Origin of the sequence: Roseomonas populi (assembly GCF_024594815.1) — a bacterium.
Taxonomy (GTDB): Bacteria; Pseudomonadota; Alphaproteobacteria; order Acetobacterales; family Acetobacteraceae; genus Roseomonas; species Roseomonas populi.
Map to the genome: position 1 here is coordinate 98,314 of NZ_JANJOU010000019.1, position 21,160 is coordinate 119,473.

Below are 21,160 nucleotides of genomic sequence, written 5' to 3' on the forward strand. Positions count from 1 at the left end.
GTTACCCGGCGGCAGAGGGGAGCTTCCGCATGATCCAGGCCGTGATCTTCGACGTCGATGGAACGTTGATCGATTCCGTCGACCTCCACGCCCGCGCTTGGCAGGACGCTTTCCGGGACTTCGGCCACGACATTCCCTACACGACCGTCCGCGACCAGATCGGCAAGGGCGGCGACCAGCTCGTCCCGGTCTTCCTGCCGCCGGAGGAGCTGGAGGAGAAGCAGGAGTCCCTGGAGAAGCACCGCGCCACCCTCATGAAGGAGCGTTACATCCCGCTCATCCGCCCCTTCTCCTGCGTGCCCGACCTCCTCCGCCGCATCCGGCAGGACGGCACGTGCATCATCCTCGCCTCCTCCGCGAAGAAGCAGGAGTTGCAAACCTTCAAGCGCATCGCCGGCATCGAGGACCTCGTGGACGCCGAAACCTCCTCGGATGATGCCGAGCGCTCCAAGCCCCACCCCGACATCTTCGATGCCGCCTTCGCCCTCTGCGGCACCGATGACCGCGGGCAGGTCGTCACCGTCGGCGACACCCCTTACGATGCCGAGGCCAGCGTGAAGGCCGGCCTCCGCCCTGTCGGCGTCCGCAGCGGCGGCTGGGCCGACGAGCCCCTGCGCGCCGCCGGCTGCATCGCCGTCTATGCCGGCCCCTCCGACCTCCTCGCGCAGTACGGGGACACTCCCCTTGCCGGGCGCCGCTAACCGGTGGCACCGCGCCGAGGTCCTCTCCAGCCCGGCGACGCCGCGCGCCTGGCCCGCGTCCTCGCCCTTCTCGGTTCGGAGCATATCGGCGAGCGCGCCTCCGCCGCCCTCGCCGCCCATCGCCTGCTGAAGCGCCTGGGCCTCACCTGGCAGGAGGTGCTGGCCCCCGCCGATCTGCGCGCCGAACCGCCGCCGCCCCACCTGCTGGAAGCCGCCGAATCCCGCCTGCGCCAGTCCCAGCGCGAGAACGCCGACCTTCGCCGCCAGATCACCCTGCTGAAGCGTCGCCTGGAGGCCCTGCAGCCCCGCCAGCCTGCCCCGGAGTGGGAGGACTAGGCGGGGAGAGCATCAGGCCTGCGGCGCCTCCACCCTTCACCACGGCGTGGGGCACTCGACGAACGCCCCGCCCGCGCGAAGGCGCCGGTCCGCCCCCCGAGGCAGCTACCCCTCCGCATATTCCAGCTGCGGCTCCAGTACCTGATCGCCCTCCGAATGCACGGTCACCGGAATGGCCTTGGCCGCCGGCGTCTTGCTGCCGGCCGCGTAGTGCCAGATCGGCAGCAGCACGTTGCACTCCGGATAGTAGCCACCGATGCAGCCGATCGGGATGTCGTAGGCAACCACGAGCATGCCGGAAAGCTTCCGGTCCACCCCGTCCTTCGCCACCGTCCTCAGCGTCACGGCCTGCCCGACCTTCAGCCCCAGACGATCGATGTCCGAACGATTCATCAGCACCACTTTCCGGGTGTTCCTGATTCCCCGGAACCGGTCGTCGTAGCCATAGACCGTGGTGTTGAACTGGTCGTTGCTGCGAAGCGTCATCAACCGGAGCGCGTCATGCCCCACGTCCGGCATGTCCAGGTCCTCGTCCAGCCCCTTCGGCGTGACGAAGTTCGCCCGCTTCGTCTCCGTGCGCCATTCCCGCCGCTTCACGGGCATGTCGCGCTGAAATCCCCCCGGCTCCCACATGCGCCGCTCGTAATCCCAGAAGGTGTCCGGCAGGGTCTCGCCGATCTCCTCCCGGATAGTGGCATAGTCCGTCATGTAGTCGTCCCAGCGCACCCGCGGGTTCGGCTCGATCACCCTCTTCGCGATCTCGCACATCAGCCGGATCTCGCCGATCAGGTGCGGGGATGCCGGCTTGCGGAGGCCCCGGTTGGCGTGAATGCAGCCCGAGGTGTCCTCCATCGACAGCACCTGCTGCCCCTTGGCGGTCTCGTCGATCTCAAGCCGCCCGATCACCGGCAGGATGTAGCTGATCTCCCCTGGCAGAAGCGCGCTGCGGTTCAGCTTGGTGATCACGTTCACCGTCAAGCGGATCTTGCGCCAGGCCGGCTCCATTATCCCGTGGTCGGGGATCGCGCGGACGAAGTTGCCGCCCAGCATGAAGAAGACCTTCACCTCGTCCCGGAGGACGGCCTCACAGGCCTCCACGGTGTTGTAACCGGCCTCGCGCGGCGGCTCGAAACCGAACTGCTCGCCGAGACGGTCCAGCGGGAAGAGCTCCGGTTTCTCCGTCACCCCCATCGTGCGCTGCCCCTGCACGTTGGAGTGGCCGCGCACCGGGCAGATCCCCGCACCGTCGCGCCCCATGTTGCCGCGCATCAGCAGTAGGTTCACCAGCATCTGCACCGTCTCCACCCCGGCCTGGTGCTGCGTCAGCCCCATGCCATAGATGCCGATGACGCGATGCGACCCGCCATACACCTTCGCGGTCGCCTCCATATCCGCCCGATGCAGGCCGGACCGGCGCTCCAGCTCGTCCCAGTCCTGCGCGCGCAGCCATTCGGCGAAGGTCTCGAAGCCGTGCGTGTGCTCCCGGATGAAGCCCTCGTCCAGCACCGCAGCATTGCCGGCCGCCACGGACTCGTCATGCATGGCCAGCACGGCCTTGCAGATCCCTGCCAGCGCCGCCAGATCGCCGCCATTCTTCACCTGGTGGTACTGGGAACTGATCCGCGTCTCCTTCCCGGTCAGCATCTCCGTCGGGGATTGCGGGTTCAGGAACCGCTCCAGCCCGCGCTCGCGCAGCGGGTTGTAGGTGATGATCGGCACCCCGCGCTGGCTCGCCTCCTGCAACGGATGCAGCATCCGCGGCGAGTTGCTGCCGGGGTTCTGGCCGAAGAACATGATGCAGTCGGCCTTGGCGAAGTCGTCCAGCGCGACCGTGCCGACCCCCTGCCCGATGCTCACCGGCAGCGCCACAGAGGTCGTCTCGTGGCACATGTTGGAACTGTCCGGCAGGTTGTTGTTGCCGTAGAGCCGCGCGAAAAGCTGGTACAGATAGCTCGCCTCGTTCGAGAGCCGGCCAGAGCTGTAGAAAACGGTACGCTTCTTCCGGTCCTCGACGGCCAGCAACTCGCGCGCGATCTCCTCCACCGCATGGCCCCACGACACCGGCACGTACTTGTCCGTCTCCGCGTCGTAGCGCAGCGGGTGGGTCAGGCGCCCCGGTTCCTCAAGGTGGTAGTCGTCCCACTCCCGCAGCTCTGTCACCGTGTGCTTCGCGAAGAACTCCGGCGTGCAGCGATGCGCGGTCAGTTCCCAGGCCACCGCCTTCACGCCGTTCTCGCAGTACTCGAAAGGCAGCGGGCTCGCAGGCTTCACCCAGGCGCAGCTGTTGCACTGGTAGCCATCGACCTTGTTGTGCCGGCTGAGCGCGAGAGGAGCACTTGCCAACACGCCCTCCTGCCTGAGGATGTTGCCCACGGACTTCGCGGAGCCCCAGCCACCGGCGGGCAGGCGATACGGCTTAAACACAGGTCTATCCACGGGCGAACTCCAGCCGGCAGCGGAGTTTCAGAAACACCCGCTCCATGGCCGCGTTGCTACCGCTGCTTGCCGTGGCGAGGTTTTATTCGCCGCGGCCAAACATGTGTTTACGGAGGTCGGCGTGATCATCGGACGCGACTATCTTTTGAAGAAGCCGGCCGGTCCCTCGGCGCCGAAGCTCTTCCTCGACACGAAGGTCGTGCCCTTCGCCGTGAACGTCGCGGGCGGTCTCGAAGTGGCGCTCGATCGCGCATCCGTCCGCACGGGCATCCGGCCTTCCGTGATCCTGGCCGGCGTCACGGGCGTCCTGTCCTTTGCCCTGCTGCGCCTGCTCCGCAACCGGAACCGGATGGACGACAGGTCCTACTGAGCCGCCTCGAAGGCGCCCTACTCCACTCCCCGAACCCGCACCGCCGCGCTCACCACGCCGCCCTCCGCGTCCAGCACCGTCACCCGGTAGAAGCCCGGCCCAGGCGGCACCCACCCGGCCTCACGCCGTGCTCCGCCAGAGGCCACCGGCACCCCGTCCACCAGGAAGGTGAAGGGGCGCCTTCCCCCCGCCGCCCGGATCGTCACCGCTCCCTCGTCGATCACCGCGCCGGAGGGCGGAAACAGCAGCCGCAGCCCGTCCACCGGCGCCGCCCCCGCCCCCCGCGCGATCACCGGCCCTTCCGCCGCGCGCGGCGCGGAGGGCAGCGCCGAGAACACCCGCGCCAGCACCGGCAGGGCCAGGCTCCGCCCTGTCGCGCCGGGAATGGCCGTCCCGTCCGGGCGCCCCACCCAGACCCCCGCCGCGTGCCGCGCATCGAACCCCACCGCCAGCGCGTCCCGCCCGCCCCAGGAGGTTCCCGTCTTCCACGCCACGCCCTCCGGCCCGCCACCTGGGAAGGGCTGGGTCAGGATCCCCGCCACCGCATCCGCCGCCGGCGCCCGCACCACCGCCTCGCCCTCGAAGGGCGCTCCCCCGGGCAGCACCCGCAGCGGCCCGCCCCGCCCGCCATCGCCGACAGCCGCCATCACCCCCACCAGCTCCCGCAGCGTCACGCCCGCCCCGCCCAGCGCCAGCGGCAGCGCCGCCCCGGCGCCCGGCGGCATGCGCGGCGGCGCCCCCAGCCGCTTCATGGCGGAGGCGAAGCGGATCGGCCCCAGCGCCTCCATCAGTGCCACCGCCGGAAGATTCAGCGACTGCCGCAGGGCCGAGGCCGCCGTCACCCGCCCCGAGAACCCGCGCGCGAAGTTCTCCGGCGCCCAGTCCCCGAACAGCCGCGGCAGGTCCTCCATCACGCTCCCCGGCCGCGCCAGCCCGCGATCGAAGGCCATGGCGTAGAGCAGCGGCTTGAGCGCCGATCCCGGGGACCGCACGGCCCGAGTCAGGTCCAGCGCCCCGGCGCGCCCCTCCGCCAGCCACTCGCCCCCCACCACCGCCCGGGCCTCGCGCGAGCGCAGGTCCGCCACCACGATCGCCACCGAGGCCCGCTCCGGCAGCCCCGCCAGCGCCTCCCGCGCGATACCCTCCATCACCCGCTGCGTCCCCGCATCCAGCGAGGTCCGCACCACATCCCCCACAGCCCCCCGCGCCACCTCGCGCGCGAGGTGCGGCGCCAGCCCCGGCATCCGCCGCCGTGAATCCGGCGTCCCCTCCGCCAGCGCCGCCACCCGCTCCACCTCCGGCAGCGCAAGGGCCCCGCGCCGCACCAGCACCGCGTCCCGCGCCGCCCGCGCGGCCACCGGGTGCCGGTCCGGCCGCAGCGCCTCCGGCCGGCGCGGCACCGCCACCAGCAGCGCCGCCTCCGCCACCGAAACCCGCTCCACCGGCCGCCCAAACCAGGCCAGCGCCCCCGCCCGCACGCCCTCCAGGTTTCCGCCCATCGGCGCCAGCGTCAGCCAGGCCCGCAGCACACCCGGCTTGCCCAGCCGCCATTCCAGCTGCACCGCCCGGAAGGCCTCGATCGCCTTGCTCCGCAGGTTGCGCGGCCGCGGCTCCAGCAGCCGCGCCGCCTGCATCGACAGCGTGGATCCGCCCGAAACCACCCGCCCCGCCCGCGCCCATTGAAAGGCAGCCCGCCCCAGCGCGATCGGATCAACCCCGGGATGCCGCCAGAACCGCCGGTCCTCCGCCGCGACCAGCAGCCCCACCAGATGCGGCGGAACCTCCTCCGCCCCAACCGGCAGCCGCCATACCCCGCCCGGCGCCGGCAGCGCCGAAAGGGTCCGCCCCTCCCGGTCCACCACCACGCGCCCCACCGTCTCCAGGCGGGAGAGATCCGGCGGGAATACCCGGTCCAGCACCAGGAACAGCACCAGGGCGCCAGCAGCCGGCCCGAGGACCAGGGCCACCCAAAGCCCGAACCTGCCCATGCCCGACCGCACCAGAAGCATTCCTCCGCCCGGCCGCCGCAGGGCCTCCCTATCCTCGCACGCCCTGCCCCGGCAGCAAGCGGCCGCGCCCGCCGCGCGCGGCCAGTGCTGGACAGGCGCGGCGGAACTGCCACCTCTCGCCCATGCGGCCCACCTGCCTCCTTCCCCTCCTGCTCGCCGCCTGCGCCACCGGCGCGGGCCCGGCGGATCTCTCCTCCCGCCTGCTCGCCGTCCACGCCAGGGAGCGCGCGGCCGTCGGCGTCCCACCCCTCCGCTGGGACCCGGCGCTGGCCGCCGACGCCGACCGCTGGGCCCGCAACCTCGCCCGCAGCGGCCGCCTCGCGCATGAGCCTGGCATCAACGAGGGCGAGAACCTCTGGTCCGGCACCCGCGGCGCCTTCACCCCGGAGCAGATGGCGGGCGCCTGGGTCGCGGAGCGCACCGCTTTCCGCGCCGGTGCCCGCGACCTGGCCCGCACCGGCCACTACACGCAGATGGTGTGGCGCGGCACGACGGCCATGGGCTGCGCCCTGGCCGCCGGCGCCGGCCAGGACGTGCTGGTCTGCCGCTACAGCCCACCTGGCAACATCGCCGGCCGTTCCCCCTTCTGAGCACCTGCGCTTCGGTACCTCGCAACGGCCCCGATCCACCCGGCCCGTCGAAGGCCCCAGATCCAGGACATGTCCCAGGCCGCGATCGCCCCCGGCCGTCCCCGCATACGAGAAGGGCGGTTCCGGCAAACCGGAACCGCCCCCTTCATCACGACAGCTCGGCGCCCCGTCGTTCCGGGATCAGCAGCCACAACGCGATCATGTCCAGCACGTACAGCGCCGCCAGCGCCGCGATCGCCGTCTCGAACCCGTGCGTCGCGGCCACCGCCGCCACCACCACCGGCCCGAACCCGCCAACCGCGCGCCCGATGTTGAACAGCACGTTCTGCGCCGTCGCCCGCACTGCCGTCGGGTACATCTCGCTGATCAGCGCGCCGTAGCCGCCGAGCATCCCGTTCACGAAGAAGCCCATCACCGCGCCGCCGATCAGCAGCGCCGTCGCGTCCGTCAGCAGCGAGTAGACGACGACCATGATGGCCGCACCGATCATGTAGCCCAGGAAGGCCGGCCGCCGCCCCACGCGGTCCGCGATCTGCCCGAAGGCGTAGATGCCCACGGCCATCCCCGCGATCGTCACCGCCGTCCACACCGCGGACTGCGTCAGCCCGTACCCGAACCGGCTGTTCAGGTAGTTCGGCAGCCAGATCATCACGCCGTAGTAGCCGAAGTTCTGCACGGAGCAGAGGATCACCAGCCCCAGGCTGATCCGCGTCGTCTCCGCATCCTTCACCAGCAGCCGCAGCGGGAAGCCCTCCTTCACCGCCGCCGCGTTGCGCGCCGCGAAGATCTCCGGCTCGTGCAGCGTGCGCCGGATGAAGAAGGCCACCACCGCCGGCAGCACGCCGATCGCGAACATGCCGCGCCAGCCGATCACCGGCAGCAGCAGCGGCGTCGCCACCGCCGCCAGCAGAACGCCCGCCTGCCAGCCCAGCCCCACATAGGAGGAAGCCCGCGCCCGCTTCGAAGCCGGCCAGGCCTCGGCCACCAGCGCCATGCCGATCCCGAACTCGCCGCCCAGCCCCAGCCCGGCGATGGTGCGATAGGCCAGCAGGTCCCAGTACCCCTGCGCCAAGGCGCAGAGCCCGGTGAACACGGCGAAGAGCACGATCGTCCAGGTCAGCACCCGCACGCGCCCCAGCCGGTCCGATAGCAGGCCGAAGATCAGCCCGCCCAGCACCGCCCCCACCAGCGTCGCGGTCACCAGCGAGGCCGCCTCGGCCTGCCCGAACCCCAGCTCCGTCGAGATCGCCCGCAACATGAAGCCGAGGATGAGCAGGTCGAACCCATCCATCGCGTAGCCGACCGCAGAACCCCAGAGCGCCTTCCGCGCCTCCGGTGTGACTTCTTCTTCCATTGCCGTGCGCCTTCTTCTTGTACCTGGCCCGGCCCCTATCCTCCCCCGCCATCGCGCACACAACCCGGCACGGCCGGCGAACCGGCCGCACCGCGCCGTCCTATGGCAGTTTCATCACGGTACCGGCGCCACGTTCACCCGCCCCGTGTTCTGCCGCGCGAAAACGGCCGGCCGGTACATGTCCTGAACCTCCGCCCCCGGCAGCTCGAACCGCCCCGCCGTCACCGCCCGCACCTTCACGGCGAACCGCGCCACCGGGCTGTCCGGCGTCATCGTCACCGCCGCGGCGAAGCGGTCGTCCAGCGCCGGGAAGGCATCCGCCGAGGTCAGCTCGCCCAGGAAGTCCATCCCGGCCAGCACCCCCTCGCCATTCAGCCGCCCGACGATCTCCCACCCCGCCGGCAGCCCCTGCTGCACCATGGCCCGGTGCGTCTCCCCGGTCTCGGCCCGCGCCTCCACCTGCAGCAGGAACACCTGGTTCTGCTGCAGCGTGTCGAGGTTTACCGGCGTCCCGTCCGTGTTGAAGAACCGGCGGGAAATCCGCATCCCCGCCCGCCCGGCCGCCAGCGCCTGCACCGGCAGCCCCGCCAGGGACACCGCCTGCGGCACCGCCCGGTCGCCGAGGTTCCGCACCTCCGCGCGCCCCGCCAGCACCGCGGAGACCACCGGCGCCGCCGTCAGGGCGCGCCCGTCCACGGAAACCCGCACCGGCCGCCCATCCTTGCCGAGGGAGGACGCCAGCAGCACCCCCCAGGCCGCCTCCTGGGTCGAGGCCGCCTCCGGCGTCAGCTCGGCGCCCGGCACGCGGCCCAGGGCCTCCGCCATCCGCCCCTCCAGCACGCCGCTCTCCTTCAGCAGCAGCGTCACCGCCAGCGCGTCGCGCGCCGCGCTGCCGTAATCCCCGTGCCAGTACCGCCGCGCCGGCGCCGCCAGCGCCGCCGCGAAGGCCTCCTCCGCCCTGAGACGGTCGCCCATGCGCGCGAAGGCCGCGCCGAGCTGCGCCTTTGCCAGCGGCGTCGGCAACTGCTCCAGGCTCTCGAACAGCCGCCGCGAAGCACCCGGCAGCCCGCGCCCGGCCATCGCCAGCACGTACTGGCGATAGGCCGCCACCGCCCGGTCCAGAGGCTCCTCCGCGTAGGAGTTGTCGGCCTCCTCGCGGATGCTCTTCAGCAGCGCGTCCAGCGGCGCATCCGGCACCGTCGCCCCCGCAGCCTTCGCCCGCAGCAGCGCCTCCGCGCCATAGGCCGTCACGAAGGGATCCGCCGGCCCGCTGGCCGACCAAAGCCCCAGGCTCCCGTCAAAGCGCTGCTTGTCCAGAAGCTGCGCGACCGACCGCTGGATGCCCACCTCGCGGTCCGGCGCCGCCTCGAACCCCACCAGCGCCAGCAGCCGGCTCGCCGCCTGCTCCCCGCAGGCGAAGGGGAAGTCCACGTTCACCCGCATCAGCGCCGCCGGGTCATACCGCACCGGCTGCCCCCAGGTCCCGCGCACCGAAGTCGTCCCCGGCACGAAGCGCCCGAGGTCCGGCGCCACCTGCGCCGTGGCCCCCGGCGCCACGGAGGCCACCGCCACCTCCCGCAGCAGCGGCCGGGGCGAACGCAGCGTGATCCGGCTCTCATGCGTGGCGCTGTAGCCACCCGGCCCCGTCACCGCGACGCGCACCACGCCCTCGCCCGCGCCCGTCACCCGCAGCGTCGCCGCCGGCAGCGCCCGCTGCCCCTGCGCCAGATCGCCCCCGAGATTCTGCCCGCCCTCCACCGAGAGCGGCCCTTCCACGGAGACGCTGGCCCGCACCCCACCCCCGGCGAGGTCCAGGTTGTGCAGCAGCACCGGCAGCCGCGCCTCGTCCCCCGGCGCCAGGAAGCGCGGCAGAAGCGCCTCCGCCACCACCGGGTCCCGCACCGTCACGGGCCGCGAACCGGACCCGACCCGGTCCCCTGACCAGGCCACCGCCATCAGCCGCAGCTCGCCGTTGAACTCCGGCAGTTCCAGCGGCACCACCGCGCGCCCGTCCGCCCCCACGGCCACCACGCCGGAGAACAGCGCCACCACCCGCTGCGGCGGCTGCACCCCCGCCAGATCGCCATCATCGTCGCCGCCCTGCCGCAGCACCGTCGGCTCGCCATCCGCGGGCGCGATCAGCCGCCCGTAATCGTCCCGGATATCCAGCCCCAGCTTCCGCCGCCCCAGGAAATGCGCCGCCGGATCGGGCGAGGCGAAGCGCGTCAGCCGCAGGATTCCCTCATCAACCGCCGCCAGCGTGAGGTAGGCGGCACCCCCGGCATTGGAGACGCGCACCGGCACCTCCACCCGCTGCCGCGGCCGCAGCAGCGCCTCGCCCTCGATCGCCACCTCCATCCGCCGCGCCGCCGGATCCAGCCCAACCCAGGCCAGCCCGATCGCCCGGCGCGGAGCCGCAGCGCCGCCCTGAACAGGCGTCTCGCCCGGCCGGAACACCGTCACCGCAACCCAGGCGCCCGGCCCCCAGCCCGCATCCACGGGCACCTCCACATCCGCACCGCCCGCCGGCACGTCCACGTCCCGCACGGAGAGCACGCGGTCCGTCAGCACCGCCACGCTCGCCCGCCCCGCGAAGGGCGGGGTAATCCGCAGCCGCGCCGTGGACCCGCCGGCATAGGCCTGCCGGTCCGCCGCCACATCCACCTTGTCCGGCACCGCCGGATCATCCGATCCCACCCAGCCCGAGCGGAACCGCAGGGTCGCGATCGCCATGCCCCCGGGCTGCGAAACCTCCAGCCGGTACCGCCCGAAGCCCAGCCGCCGCGCGAACCGCCCCGGCCGCCCCGGCGCCACCGTCAGCTCCGCCGAATCCACCGGCTCATCCAGCCAAACCGTCGCGTAGCGGGAGGTCCCGTTAATCCGTGTCAGCCGCCAGGTCGGCCGCTCCCGCACCAGCCGCGCCCGCAGCCGCCCGGACAGCGCCTCACCCGTCGGCGAGACCAGCGCCGCCTCGACCGTCGCCTCCCCGCCATCATCGACGGAACCGCCCGAGAAGCTCGGCCGCAGCGCCACGAAGGGATTGGCCGAGCGGACCTGCACCGCCGCCGTCCCCCGGCTCCCGCGCCCGCCCGGCTCTGCCATGGTCACCACCACATCGGCCCGCAGAGGCCGCGAGGTATCCGGCAGGTTCGGCAGCTCCAGCGGCACCGCCCCCTTCCCATCGGCCCCCAGTTCCGGCACGTCGATCGTCTGCAGCCCGCCGTCGAAGGGCTCCTCCGCCAGCCCGAAGCGCCAGCCCTTCCACGCCTCGAACGGCTCCGGATCCACCGCCAGCCGCATCTCCGCCTGTCCGGTCAGCCCCGCCCCCGGCGCGCCGTAGAGGAACCGCGCCTCCACCGGCAGCTGCAACGGCGTCCCGCCTGTCAGCGGTCCCGGAGCCGGCCCCACCGTCACCGCCAGCCGCTCCGGCACGAAGGCCTCGACCTGGAACCCGATGGAGGCGATCGGCGGCCGGTTCGGATCCAGCAGCGCCTCGATCGTCCACCCGCCCGCCGGCGCCCCGGCGGAGAGCGTCGGCGCCCACAGCACCACGCCCTCCGGCCCGCGCTCCGGCACCGCCTCCGCCGCCACCTGCCCATTGGGCCGCCGCAGCCGCAGCCGGATCGGCAGGTCCACCACCTTCCCGGAGGGATCGCGCGGCAGCAGGGAGAGCTTCACGGACTCGCCCGGCCGGTAGATCCCCCGGTCCGTCCAAAGGAAGGCATCAACCGCCCCCGGCCACTCCCGCCCCGTCACGCCACGGTCGGACAGGTCGAAGGAGGCCGCCTCCAGGTCCAGCGCCACCAGGTCCTCGCCCAGCTGCGCGTGCACCGCCACCGGCGCCACCGGCCCCTCGCCCCGCAGCAGCGGCCCGCCGAAGCGCGCCAGCCCGTCATCCCCGGTCGTCGCCTCGGCCAGGATGTCGTTGTTGCGCGCCATCAGCGCCACGCGCACGCCCGCCTTCGGCCGAGCATCGCCCAGCCCGCGCGCCTGCACGGCCAGCCCCTCGGCGCCGCGCCACGCCGTCAGCCCCAGGTCGGTCGCCATGATCGGCAGCGCCGCCGTGTCGCTGACATCCCGCTCCCCGTCCTGCGCGTTGCGCGCCAGCAGCACGAAAAGCCCCGGCCCCGAACCCGTCAGCGCCTCCGGCAGTGGCAGCGCCGTGCGCTGCATCGCATTGCGCTGGAAGCGCGGCACATCCGCCGTGCCCTCCCACACCACGCGCCCGCGGCTCTCCGGGATCTCCTCGGCCGTGTAGCCGCTCAGCTCCTCGCCCAGCCGGTTGTTCTGCACCAGCGGCACAAGGTTTCGCTCGCTCACCCGCACCAGCCGCAGGTTCAGCCGCTCCACGTTCATCGTCGCCACCGTTACCCGCGGCGGCGCCCCGCGCGGCAGGATGAAAGCCTTGGAATCGAAACCGATCCGCTGCGCGCGATCCGGCATCGCCACCTCAACTGGCAGGTCCGCGCGCAGGTTCGCGCCCCCTTCCGCCGGCAGCCCGGCGCGCAGCACCAGCCGCGTCTTCCGCCCCCAGGGCAGCCCCGCCACGCAGAGCCGGTCCCCCTCCTTCACCACCGCCAGCCCCTGGATCGCCGGCTCCGCCCGCACCCAGTCCTCAGGCTGCCAGTTATCCGCCCGGCGCGGCGCCACCGTGAAGGCCAGGCACGCCCGCGCCGGCTCCGCCTCCGGCTCAGTCTGCACGCGCCGCAGCAGCATCCCCGCCTCGCGCCGCGCATCGGCCAGCGCGGTCTTGGCCGCGTCGTCGTTCGGCAGCCGCTCCACCACCGCTTCCAGCACCTGGATCACCTGCGGCCAGCGCGCCTGCGCCCGCAGCGCATCCGCCATCACCCGCAGGGAAGGCACCTCCGCCTCCCCCGCCTCAACCTGGTCGAAGTTCCGCTGCGCCGCCTGCAAGGCCTTCGCCAGGTCCGGCGGCACCCGCCTCATCGCCGCCTGGGCGAGGGAGAGCCACATCTCCGGCCGGGCCTGCCCCATGCCCAGCCGCTCCTCCCACGCGGCAATGGCCGCCGCCCAGTCCCCGCGTCCCTCCGCGTCGCGCGCCCGCCGTTCCGCCACCTGCCGCTGCTGCGGCGTGCCGCCGGCGGGGAACTTCGCGGTCAGGGTGCTGGCGTAGCGCGACGCCTCGGAGGAAAGCCCGGGCAGCTCGAACCCCTGCGCGAGGGCCCCACCGCTCCCCAGCAGGGAAGCGGCAACCATCAGGCAGCGGAGCAAGCGCATGGCGTGACCAGACCGTATGTTCGTTGCGCGCAGCTTGCCACAGCCATGGCGCCCGCCCAGACCCAACGCCGCCCGCGCTTCCTGAACTTTACGCTATCGCCCCGACCGTTCTGTTAGGCGCATCGGCCGGGCAAGACTCCTCTAATGCGGCACAAGCTCACGCCAGGTCTCGCTCATGCGGCTGTCCGCGTAGCACCGGCTGCAGGTCGAAATCTCCCCGTGCCGGTTCTCGTCCAGCTGCTGCCGCACCCGACGCCGCCGCTCGTTGACAAGCACGTCCAAGACTGACTCCCGCGTCAGGTCGCCGATCGGCTCCGAGCGACGGAAATCGTTGCAGCAAATCAGCACCCGCCCGTCGCAATCGACGATCAGCTCCTCCAGGATCTGGCGGTCGCAATTGTGCTTCTGCGGCGCCAGGGCCAACGACCGATAGAGCTGCATGTCCTTGGCATCGCGGCTCAGCAGCGGGTCGAAATGGACATGCACGGCGCCACGCTCCGTGAAGTGCTCACGGATGGCCCGCAACTCTCCAAGGTTCATCCGGCTGACCGGCACGCTCACCTCTACTTTGCCCGGAAAATCCTCCAGCAGCTGGTTGATCTTGGGAAAGACCCGCTCGTGCCGAAGCGGCTGCATCAGCCGGTTGTAGGTTTCCGGCACCAGGGCCTCGCAGTGCAGGGTCACGATATTGGCCAGCCCGGCCAGGGCACGGTGCTTCTCCCGGTTGTAGGCGGCGCCGTTCGTATTCACCGAGACGAAGACCTCCGGAAGATGCCGCCGGATCACCCGCAGCCGCTCGATCACGTGCGGATCGACAAGCCCGTCGCCGAACAGCCCCAGGTTGATTCGCCCGGTGACGACGATGTGCGCCTCGGCCATCCCGCGCACCAGCTTCTCGAACAGGGCCGGATCCATCGGCACCCGCGGCACATGCGCCGTCTCGGGCTTGCCCGTCGGGCAATGAATGCAGGAGGCGTTGCACAGCCCGGTCGTGCCGATCGCCACGAAGGGCAGCCGCTGCGGCACCTCCTCGGGCCGGATGCCGTAGCGGGCCGCCACGCCCTCCCGCGCCGCTGCGTTCATCCGCGCGCGAAGGTCGAAGACCGCCTCCCGGCCAGCCCCGTTGAAGGGCTCCCGACCGAAGATCGGCAGAAGATGGCCCATCGCCTCCTCCAGGCGGCCCTTCGCTGTCGCGTCGCGCGCCCTCCTCAGTCCCGTGGCAATGCAGAACTCGTCGCACTCCAGGAACCGGTCGAGCAGACGGCCGATGCTGAGTTCCCCGGCGGTGGACAGGTCCAGGAAGTAGCGCAGCCCCGCCTCATCGGGGTTCCGGCCCAGGAATATCCGGTACGCGCCGATGATGTCCTCCCGCGTCGCGGGCGCGGCGGTCACGGTCCAGTCGGGCATGGCGCGATTCGTTCCTCTCCGGCCCGCTCACGCTAAACGTGCCGACCGCGACGAATCAAAGCCCCACCGGAACCATCCGGGCCCCATCAGGCCCGGGCGAGATCAGGACCGTCCCGCATCCTTCCCCCGCCGATGCCCCGAGGCTGCCACCCCCGCATCCGCCGGAAGCAGCGCCGCGATCGGCATCGTCAGCAGCGGCGGCAGAGCAGCACCCAGGAAGGCGATCGCGAAATCCGCCACCGCCGGCTCCGCCCGCCCTGCGATGGCGGAGGAAGCCGCCAGCCATGCCGCCCCCCAGGTCACGCCCAGCGCCATGAACAGCTGCTGCGCCGTCGCCACGATCGCCGTCCCCCCGGAAAGCTTCGCGGGCGGCACGTCCACGTAGGACAGCGCGTTGGAGGAGGTGAACTGAAGGCTCCGCGCCAGCCCGCCGAAGGCCAGCACCACGAACACCGCCGGCAGCGGCCAGCCCGGATCGAACAGCGCGCAGGCCACGAAGGAGATCGCCACCAGCAGCGCGTTCCACACCAGCACGTTCCTGAACCCGAACAGGCGCAGCGCCACGCTCGTCATCGGCTTCATTGCGAAGGCCCCCAGCGCCGTGGCCAGCGTGACGAGCCCCGAAACCGTCGCCGAGGCCCCGAACCCCAGCTGCAGGAACAGCGGCAGCAGGAAGGGCGATGCCCCCGCCCCGATCCGGAACAGGCTGCCGGACGCCACCCCGATCCGGAACGACGGAAACGCGAACAGCGAAAGGTCCAGCGCCGGATTCGGCACCCGCCGCACCCAGCGCAGCGCCAGCCACCCCAGCGCCGCCCCCAGCACGAAGGCCAGCACCGCCAGCCACTCCGGCAGCACGCCGCGCCCCACCGTCTCCGCACCGAACATCAGGAAGGCCAGCGAGGCCCCGATCAGCGTCACCCCCACCACGTCCAGCCGCGGCGGCTTCTTCTCCCGGCTGGCCGGGATGAACCTCCAAACCGCCAGCAGCCCAACGGCGGCGATCGGCAGGTTGATCCAGAACACCGCCCGCCAGGTCACCGTGTCCGTCAGGAACCCGCCGAGCGGAGGGCCAAGGATAGGGCCCAGCAATCCCGGCATCGTCAGCCAGGTCGTGGCCCGCACCACCTCCTCCGGCCGCACCTGCCGCATCAGCAGCAGCCGCGCCACAGGCACCATCATCGCGCCACCCAGCCCCTGCAGCACGCGCGCCGCCACCAGCTCCCCCAGCCCGCGGGAGAGCCCGCACAGCGCCGAGGCAAAGGCAAAGACCCCGATGGCGATCATGAACACCCGCTTCGCCCCGAACCGGTCCGCCACCCAGCCCGAGAGCGGGATGAACACCGTCAGCGCGACGAGGTACGAGGTGATGGCCGCCGAAAGATGAAGCGGCTCGCTCCCCAGGTCCCGCGCCATCGCCGGCAGCGCCGTCGCGATCACGCTGGAGTCCAGGTTCTGCATGATCAGGGCGGAGGCGACGATGATCGCCGTCAGCCGCGTGTTCGGGGGCGGGCTCGGCACCGGATCACCTGAGGAGGCCGCCACACCCTCCGCCGCGTCCAACCCCGAAACAGCCAAGCCCCATCACCCCCGCGCGCGGCCGGGCAGGCCGCCGGGCCACACCCTTATTGCGCCCGGCCGAGCCCCGCGCGAAGCCCCGGAGAGAGGGATGATCGACAAAACGGTGGCCGGGGCCGCCGGCCCCGCATCCCTCCCGGCCCCGAAGGCTCAGGCCCCGTAGCCGCCGTCGATCGTGTGCATCGCCCCCGTCACGAAGCCCGCCTCCGGCCCCGCCAGCCAGGCCACCATCCCCGCGATCTCATCCGGCCGCCCGTGCCGCTTGATGGACATCAGCCCGTAGAGCGTGTCCTTCAGCGGCCCGTCCGCCGGGTTCATGTCCGTGTCCACCGGCCCGGGCTGCACCGCGTTCACCGTGATCCCGCGCGGCCCGAAGTCCCGCGCCAGCCCGCGCACCATGCCCTGCACCGCCGACTTCGTCAGCGCATAGGCCGCGATGCCGGGGAACCCGACATGGTTCCCGACATTGGAACCGATCACCACGATCCGCCCGCCTTCGGGCATCCGGCGGGCCGCCTCCACCGCCGCATGGTAGGGTGCGTGGACGTTGATGCGGATCATCCGGTCCACCTCATCCGCGTCCAGCTCCAGCGGGTCGCCCATCATGGCAACGCCGGCATTCACCACCAGCACGTCCAGCGCCCCGCTCTCCCGCACCCGCGCGACCACGGCCTCCCGGTCCGCGCTATCCGTCAGCTCGGCCCTCGCGCCCGTCTCCCCCGCCAGCCGCTCCGCCGCCTCCCGCGACCCGGCATAGGTGAACACCACCTCCGCGCCCTCCGCGGCCAGGCGCCGCACGATCGCCGCCCCGATGCCGCGGCTGCCGCCGAGCACCAGCGCGCGCTTCCCCTTCAGTCCGGCCATGATCCATCTCCTTGCCGTTCAATATAGCGGCCACTACATAAATCCCCGCCCAGGCCCGTCAAGGTTTTTCCTAGCGATGACTACAAAAATCCCGCGCCCCCGCGGACGACCCCGTGGCTTCGACCCCGAAGCGGCCGTCGCCACGGCCCAGGCCCTGTTTCAGGCCCGCGGCTACGACGCGGTCGGCGTCGCCGATCTCACCGCGGAACTCGGGATCAACCCGCCATCCTTCTACGCCGCCTTCGGCAGCAAGGCCGGCCTCTACGCCCGCGTGCTGGAGCGCTACGGCCGCACCGGCGCCCTCTCCCTCGCCGACCTCCTCAGCCCCGACCGCCCCGTGGCCGAGGGCCTCTCTGACCTGCTGGAGGAAGCCGCCCGGCGCTACGCCGCCGACCCCGACGCTGCCGGCTGCCTCGCCCTTGAAGGCCGGCGCTGCCAGGACCCCGCCGCGCGCGAGGCCGCCACCGCCACCGCGGAGGCCGGGGCCTGCGCCATCCGCACCTTCATCGCCGCCCGCCACCCCGACCGCGCCGACGCCCTCACCGACTACGTCTCGACGCTCCTCTCCGGCCTCTCCGCCATGGCCCGCGCCGGCGTGGACCAGCCCCGCCTCCTCGCCGCCGCGCGCCTGGGCGCAGGCGCCGTCCGCGCCGCCCTCGCGGCCTGAGCGGCTCCCCGCCCGGCGCAGACCCGCCATGCCTTGCAACTGCCGGATCGCGCGCGCATTTTCGCCGCATGGACCAGACTGCCGGCGAGGCGCGCCGCATCCCCCTGCACGGACCGGACGACTTCGAGGGCATGCGCCGCGCAGGCCGCCTGGCGGCCGAGTGCCTGGACATGATCACCGCCCATGTGCGCCCCGGCGTCACCACGGGCGCGCTGGACCAGCTCTGCCACGACTACATGCTGGACCACGGCGCCACCCCGGCCACGCTCGGCTACCGCGGCTACACCAAGTCCTCCTGCATCAGCATCAACCACGTCGTCTGCCACGGCATCCCCGGCGACCGCGTGATCGTGGATGGCGACATCCTCAACATCGACGTCACGCCCCTGCTGGACGGCTGGTACGGCGACAGCTCCCGCATGTACGTGGCCGGCACGCCCACCACGAAGGCACGCCTGCTGATGGACGTGACCTATGACAGCATGATGCGCGGCATCGCCGCCGCGAAGCCCGGCAACACGCTTGGCGACATCGGCCACGCCATCCAGTCCTACGTGGAGAAGCACCGTTTCTCCGTCGTGCGGGACTTCTGCGGCCACGGCGTCGGCCGCAAGTTCCACGCGCCGCCGAACATCCTTCACTTCGGCCGCCCCGGCGAGGGCCCGGTGCTGAAGCCCGGCATGTTCTTCACGATCGAGCCGATGGTGAATGCCGGCCGCCCCGAGGTGAAGGTGCTAGACGACGGCTGGACCGCCGTCACGCGGGACCGCTCCCTTTCCGCCCAGTTCGAGCACACCGTGGGCGTGACGGAGACGGGCTGCGAGATCTTCACCCTTTCCCCCGCGGGCTACACAAAGCCCCCCTACGCCGCGCAGCCCTCCGCCGGGGCATGAACCTCCCGCCGCGCCTGCTCGAGGGTTACCGAGGCTTCCGTCACACCCGCTTCCGGCGGGAGCGTGAGAACTACGCTCGCCTGGCCGAGACCGGCCAGAGCCCGGACGTCCTGATGATCGCCTGCGTGGACAGCCGCGTCGCGCCCGAGGTCGTCTTCGACGCCGACCCCGGCGAGATGCTGGTGGTCCGCAACGTCGCCAACCTCGTCCCGCCCTACCAGCCGGACGGCACCTACCACGGCACCTCGGCCGCCATCGAGTTCGCCGTGCGCCAGCTGAAGGTCCGCCACGTCGTCGTCTGCGGCCACGCCTCCTGCGGCGGCATCAACGTGTTCCGCCAGAACGCCCTCCAGGGCACCGACACCACAGGCGGCGACTTCATCGCCCAGTGGATGGAGATCGCCGCCCCCGCCACCCGCCTGGCCTGCGACGGCGTGGACCCCCTCCAGGACCAGACTGCGATGGAACTGGCCGCCATCCGCCAGTCCCTCGCCAACCTCCGCACCTTCCCCTGGCTGGCGGAGCGCGAGGAGGCGGGCGAACTCATCCTCCACGGCCTCCACTTCGCCGTGATGGATGGCGCCCTGCGCGTGCTGGACGAGACGACGGGCGAGTTCTCCGCCCTCGAGGACATGCCGCTGGCCTGACCCCCCCCCGGCCCGGGTCTCAACTCACCCGGGCCCCAGCTCACCCTGGCCCCAGCTCACCCGGGCTTCAGTTCACCCGGCGCGCGATCCTCGGCCCCAGCGGAACCAGCTCGGGCGTCCCCTCCTCCGGCAGCCCCCGCAGCCAGTTCCCCAGGGCATCGGGCGTCATCGGCCGGGCGAAGAGGAACCCCTGCACCGCGTCGCATCCCAGCGCCCGCAGCATCGCGGCCTGCCGCGGCGTCTCGATCCCCTCCGCCACCAGCTGCAGCCCAAGGCTGTGGGCCAGCGACACCGTCGCCTTCACGATCTCCTCCGCCCGCACGTCCGCTCCCAGCCGCTGGACGAAGCGCCGGTCCAGCTTCAGCCCGTCCAGCGGCAGCCGCAGCAACTGCGCCAGGCCCGAATTTCCGGTGCCGAAATCATCCAGCACCAGCCGCGCCCCGCGCCCGCGCAGCGCCGCCAGCCCGTCCAGCGTGCGGTTGCTCACCCGCTCCAGCAGCACCTCCTCGGTGATCTCGATCTCGACCGCCCGCAACGAAAGTCCCGCGCCCTCGACCTGGGCGGCGAGTTCCAGGGCGATGTCCGCCCGCGCCACCTCGCTTGCCGAGAGATTCAGCGCCAGCCGCGCCTCCGCCAGCCGCGCCCCCGCCTGCCGCTGCGCCTGCAGCCCCGCGAAAGCCGCCAGGGCCTGCGCGCGCACGGCGCGCCCGAGCAGCGCGCCGCGCTCCGGGCCGATCACGGGGAACAGCTCCCCCGGCGGTATCTCGCCCACCTCCGGATGGCCCCAGCGCGCCAGCGCCTCCACCGCCAGCACCGCCCCGTCCGGTGCCTTGCCCTGGCCCAGCGCGAGGATCGGCTGCAGGCGCGCGGTCGCGCCGGAGAGCCCGCCCTCCCCGCACGCGTCCGCATCGAAGGAACGGAGGATGGAAGCGGCCCGCAGCAGCTTCGCCGCGTCCTCCGGGCTGGCGCGTCCGATGCTGCCGCGCCCCTCCCGCTTGGCGCGCACCAGCGCCTCGTCCGCCACGCGCACCAGCATCTCCGCCTCCTGCGCGTCCGCCGGCGCCAGCGCGACCCCGAGCGTGGCGCCGAGCCGCAGCACCCGCTCCCCGTAGGGCACGGGCTGGTGCAGCGCGGCGCTGATCCGCTGCACGATCCCGTCCGCGGCCGCGCGATCCTCCACGCCGGAGAGCAGCACGACGAACTCGTCCCCGCCCGTGCGCCCCACCGTGTCGCCGGGCCGCACCGCATCGCGCAGCCGCCTCGCCGCCTCCTTCAGCAGCGCGTCGCCGGCCGCGTGGCCCTCGCCGTCATTCGCCTCCTTGAAGTGGTCCAGGTCCACCGTGACCACCGCCACCGGCTCCCCGCCCGAGAGCGCCTCCACCAGCGCCGCCATCGTCGCGCGCCGGTTCGGCAGCCCCGTCAGCGGATCCGTCAGCGCCGCCTCCCGCGCCTGGAGGAGCGCGCGCCGCAGCTCCAGGTTCGTCACCACCGCCCGTGCCAGCGTCCGGACGGTCCCGATCGTCTCCCGGTCGAAGTGGCGCGCCTCCCGGTCGATCACGCAGAGGCTGCCAAGCGCCTGCCCCTCCTGCGTCACCAGCGGCACGCCGAGATAGGCGCGGATGTCCGGCGCGCCCGTCACCAGCGGGTTCTCGCGGAAGCGCGGGTCCTTCGTCGCGTCCTCCACGGCCAGCGGCTTGTCGGGGTTGAGGATCGTGTGCGCGCAGAAGGCGACGTCGCGCGGCGTCTCGCTCGCCTCCACCCCGTACCGGGCCTTGAACCACTGCCGTTCCGCATCCACCAGCGAGACGAGCGCGATCGGGCTGTCGGTCAGCCGCGCGGCAAGGGCCACGATGTCGTCAAAGACCTCCTCACTCGCTGTGTCGAGCACCTCGAAGGAGCGGAGCGAGGCAAGGCGGCGTTCTTCGTCACGCGGCAGCGGAGCTGGCGGCATCGGATCCTCCGAACCGTCGGGCACGGGCGTGCCCATGGGTTGCCCGGCCAATCTGGGCTAACCGCGAGTTCGTCTCAACCTTCGGTTGAGTAAAACAAACGTTTATCCCGCGCTCGCAT

15 protein-coding genes are annotated in these 21,160 nt (G+C 72.4%); 7 read left to right on the forward strand and 8 right to left on the reverse strand.

Annotation, left to right across the window (positions count from 1 at the left end):
* Positions 1-29: 29 nt before the first annotated feature.
* Positions 30-701 (forward strand): HAD family hydrolase, encoded by a 672-nt coding sequence (locus NRP21_RS19590; protein WP_257717918.1) that lies wholly within the window; start codon positions 30-32, stop codon positions 699-701.
* Between the two features lie 3 nt (positions 702-704).
* On the forward strand, positions 705-1,037 hold the full coding sequence (locus NRP21_RS19595) for a hypothetical protein (protein WP_257717919.1): 333 nt from the start codon (positions 705-707) through the stop codon (positions 1,035-1,037).
* 105 nt (positions 1,038-1,142) lie between these two features.
* On the opposite strand, the gene NRP21_RS19600 is transcribed toward NRP21_RS19595, so the two are convergent.
* Positions 1,143-3,473 carry an FdhF/YdeP family oxidoreductase gene (locus NRP21_RS19600; protein WP_257717920.1) on the reverse strand — a complete coding sequence of 777 codons (2,331 nt, stop codon included), beginning with the start codon at positions 3,471-3,473 and terminating at the stop codon, positions 1,143-1,145.
* Positions 3,474-3,594: 121 nt separating this feature from the next.
* Between NRP21_RS19600 and NRP21_RS19605 the strand changes: the two genes are divergently transcribed.
* On the forward strand, positions 3,595-3,843 hold the full coding sequence (locus tag NRP21_RS19605; protein ID WP_257717921.1) for a hypothetical protein: 249 nt from the start codon (positions 3,595-3,597) through the stop codon (positions 3,841-3,843).
* A gap of 17 nt (positions 3,844-3,860) precedes the next feature.
* Here NRP21_RS19605 and pbpC read toward each other — a convergent pair whose 3' ends face one another.
* On the reverse strand, positions 3,861-5,843 hold the full coding sequence (gene pbpC, locus NRP21_RS19610) for a penicillin-binding protein 1C (protein ID WP_257717922.1): 1,983 nt from the start codon (positions 5,841-5,843) through the stop codon (positions 3,861-3,863).
* Between the two features lie 131 nt (positions 5,844-5,974).
* Between pbpC and NRP21_RS19615 the strand changes: the two genes are divergently transcribed.
* Complete coding sequence (locus tag NRP21_RS19615; protein WP_257717923.1) at positions 5,975-6,442, forward strand: CAP domain-containing protein; 468 nt, start codon at positions 5,975-5,977, stop codon at positions 6,440-6,442.
* 148 nt (positions 6,443-6,590) lie between these two features.
* Here NRP21_RS19615 and NRP21_RS19620 read toward each other — a convergent pair whose 3' ends face one another.
* From NRP21_RS19620 to bdcA, 5 genes are all read right to left on the reverse strand, one after another.
* A complete protein-coding gene (locus NRP21_RS19620) occupies positions 6,591-7,796 on the reverse strand; it encodes an MFS transporter (protein WP_257717924.1) in 1,206 nt (401 codons plus the stop codon).
* A gap of 114 nt (positions 7,797-7,910) precedes the next feature.
* Entirely contained in the window at positions 7,911-13,034 is a 5,124-nt protein-coding gene (locus NRP21_RS19625) for an MG2 domain-containing protein (protein WP_308219915.1), read from the reverse strand.
* Positions 13,035-13,175: 141 nt separating this feature from the next.
* Entirely contained in the window at positions 13,176-14,441 is a 1,266-nt protein-coding gene (locus NRP21_RS19630) for an SPASM domain-containing protein (protein ID WP_257717925.1), read from the reverse strand.
* A 102-nt stretch (positions 14,442-14,543) separates the two neighbouring features.
* Positions 14,544-15,962, reverse strand: a complete 1,419-nt coding sequence (locus NRP21_RS19635; protein WP_257717926.1) for an MFS transporter — start codon at positions 15,960-15,962, stop codon at positions 14,544-14,546.
* A gap of 207 nt (positions 15,963-16,169) precedes the next feature.
* Positions 16,170-16,883 (reverse strand): SDR family oxidoreductase, encoded by a 714-nt coding sequence (gene bdcA / locus NRP21_RS19640; RefSeq protein ID WP_257717927.1) that lies wholly within the window; start codon positions 16,881-16,883, stop codon positions 16,170-16,172.
* 76 nt (positions 16,884-16,959) lie between these two features.
* Between bdcA and NRP21_RS19645 the strand changes: the two genes are divergently transcribed.
* The 3 genes from NRP21_RS19645 to NRP21_RS19655 all read left to right on the forward strand — a co-directional run bounded on the left by NRP21_RS19645 (position 16,960) and on the right by NRP21_RS19655 (position 19,090).
* Positions 16,960-17,550, forward strand: coding sequence for a TetR/AcrR family transcriptional regulator (locus tag NRP21_RS19645; protein ID WP_257717928.1), 591 nt, complete (start codon positions 16,960-16,962; stop codon positions 17,548-17,550).
* Positions 17,551-17,618: 68 nt separating this feature from the next.
* Entirely contained in the window at positions 17,619-18,443 is an 825-nt protein-coding gene (gene map / locus NRP21_RS19650) for a type I methionyl aminopeptidase (RefSeq protein WP_257717929.1), read from the forward strand.
* A complete protein-coding gene (locus tag NRP21_RS19655; RefSeq protein ID WP_257717930.1) occupies positions 18,440-19,090 on the forward strand; it encodes a carbonic anhydrase in 651 nt (216 codons plus the stop codon). The genes map and NRP21_RS19655 overlap by 4 nt, the downstream gene beginning before the upstream one ends.
* Before the next feature lie 67 nt (positions 19,091-19,157).
* On the opposite strand, the gene NRP21_RS19660 is transcribed toward NRP21_RS19655, so the two are convergent.
* Positions 19,158-21,041, reverse strand: a complete 1,884-nt coding sequence (locus NRP21_RS19660) for a putative bifunctional diguanylate cyclase/phosphodiesterase (protein WP_308219916.1) — start codon at positions 21,039-21,041, stop codon at positions 19,158-19,160.
* Positions 21,042-21,160: the final 119 nt, after the last annotated feature.

Coding starts and splice junctions, on each gene's coding strand:
- NRP21_RS19590 (WP_257717918.1), top strand. CDS start 30: ATGATCCAGGCCGTGATCTTCGACGTCGATGGAACGTTGATCGATTCC.
- NRP21_RS19615 (WP_257717923.1), top strand. CDS start 5,975: ATGCGGCCCACCTGCCTCCTTCCCCTCCTGCTCGCCGCCTGCGCCACC.
- NRP21_RS19620 (WP_257717924.1), bottom strand. CDS start 7,796: ATGGAAGAAGAAGTCACACCGGAGGCGCGGAAGGCGCTCTGGGGTTCT.
- NRP21_RS19625 (WP_308219915.1), bottom strand. CDS start 13,034: ATGCGCTTGCTCCGCTGCCTGATGGTTGCCGCTTCCCTGCTGGGGAGC.
- NRP21_RS19630 (WP_257717925.1), bottom strand. CDS start 14,441: ATGCCCGACTGGACCGTGACCGCCGCGCCCGCGACGCGGGAGGACATC.
- bdcA (WP_257717927.1), bottom strand. CDS start 16,883: ATGGCCGGACTGAAGGGGAAGCGCGCGCTGGTGCTCGGCGGCAGCCGC.
- NRP21_RS19645 (WP_257717928.1), top strand. CDS start 16,960: ATGACTACAAAAATCCCGCGCCCCCGCGGACGACCCCGTGGCTTCGAC.
- map (WP_257717929.1), top strand. CDS start 17,619: ATGGACCAGACTGCCGGCGAGGCGCGCCGCATCCCCCTGCACGGACCG.
- NRP21_RS19655 (WP_257717930.1), top strand. CDS start 18,440: ATGAACCTCCCGCCGCGCCTGCTCGAGGGTTACCGAGGCTTCCGTCAC.
- NRP21_RS19660 (WP_308219916.1), bottom strand. CDS start 21,041: ATGCCGCCAGCTCCGCTGCCGCGTGACGAAGAACGCCGCCTTGCCTCG.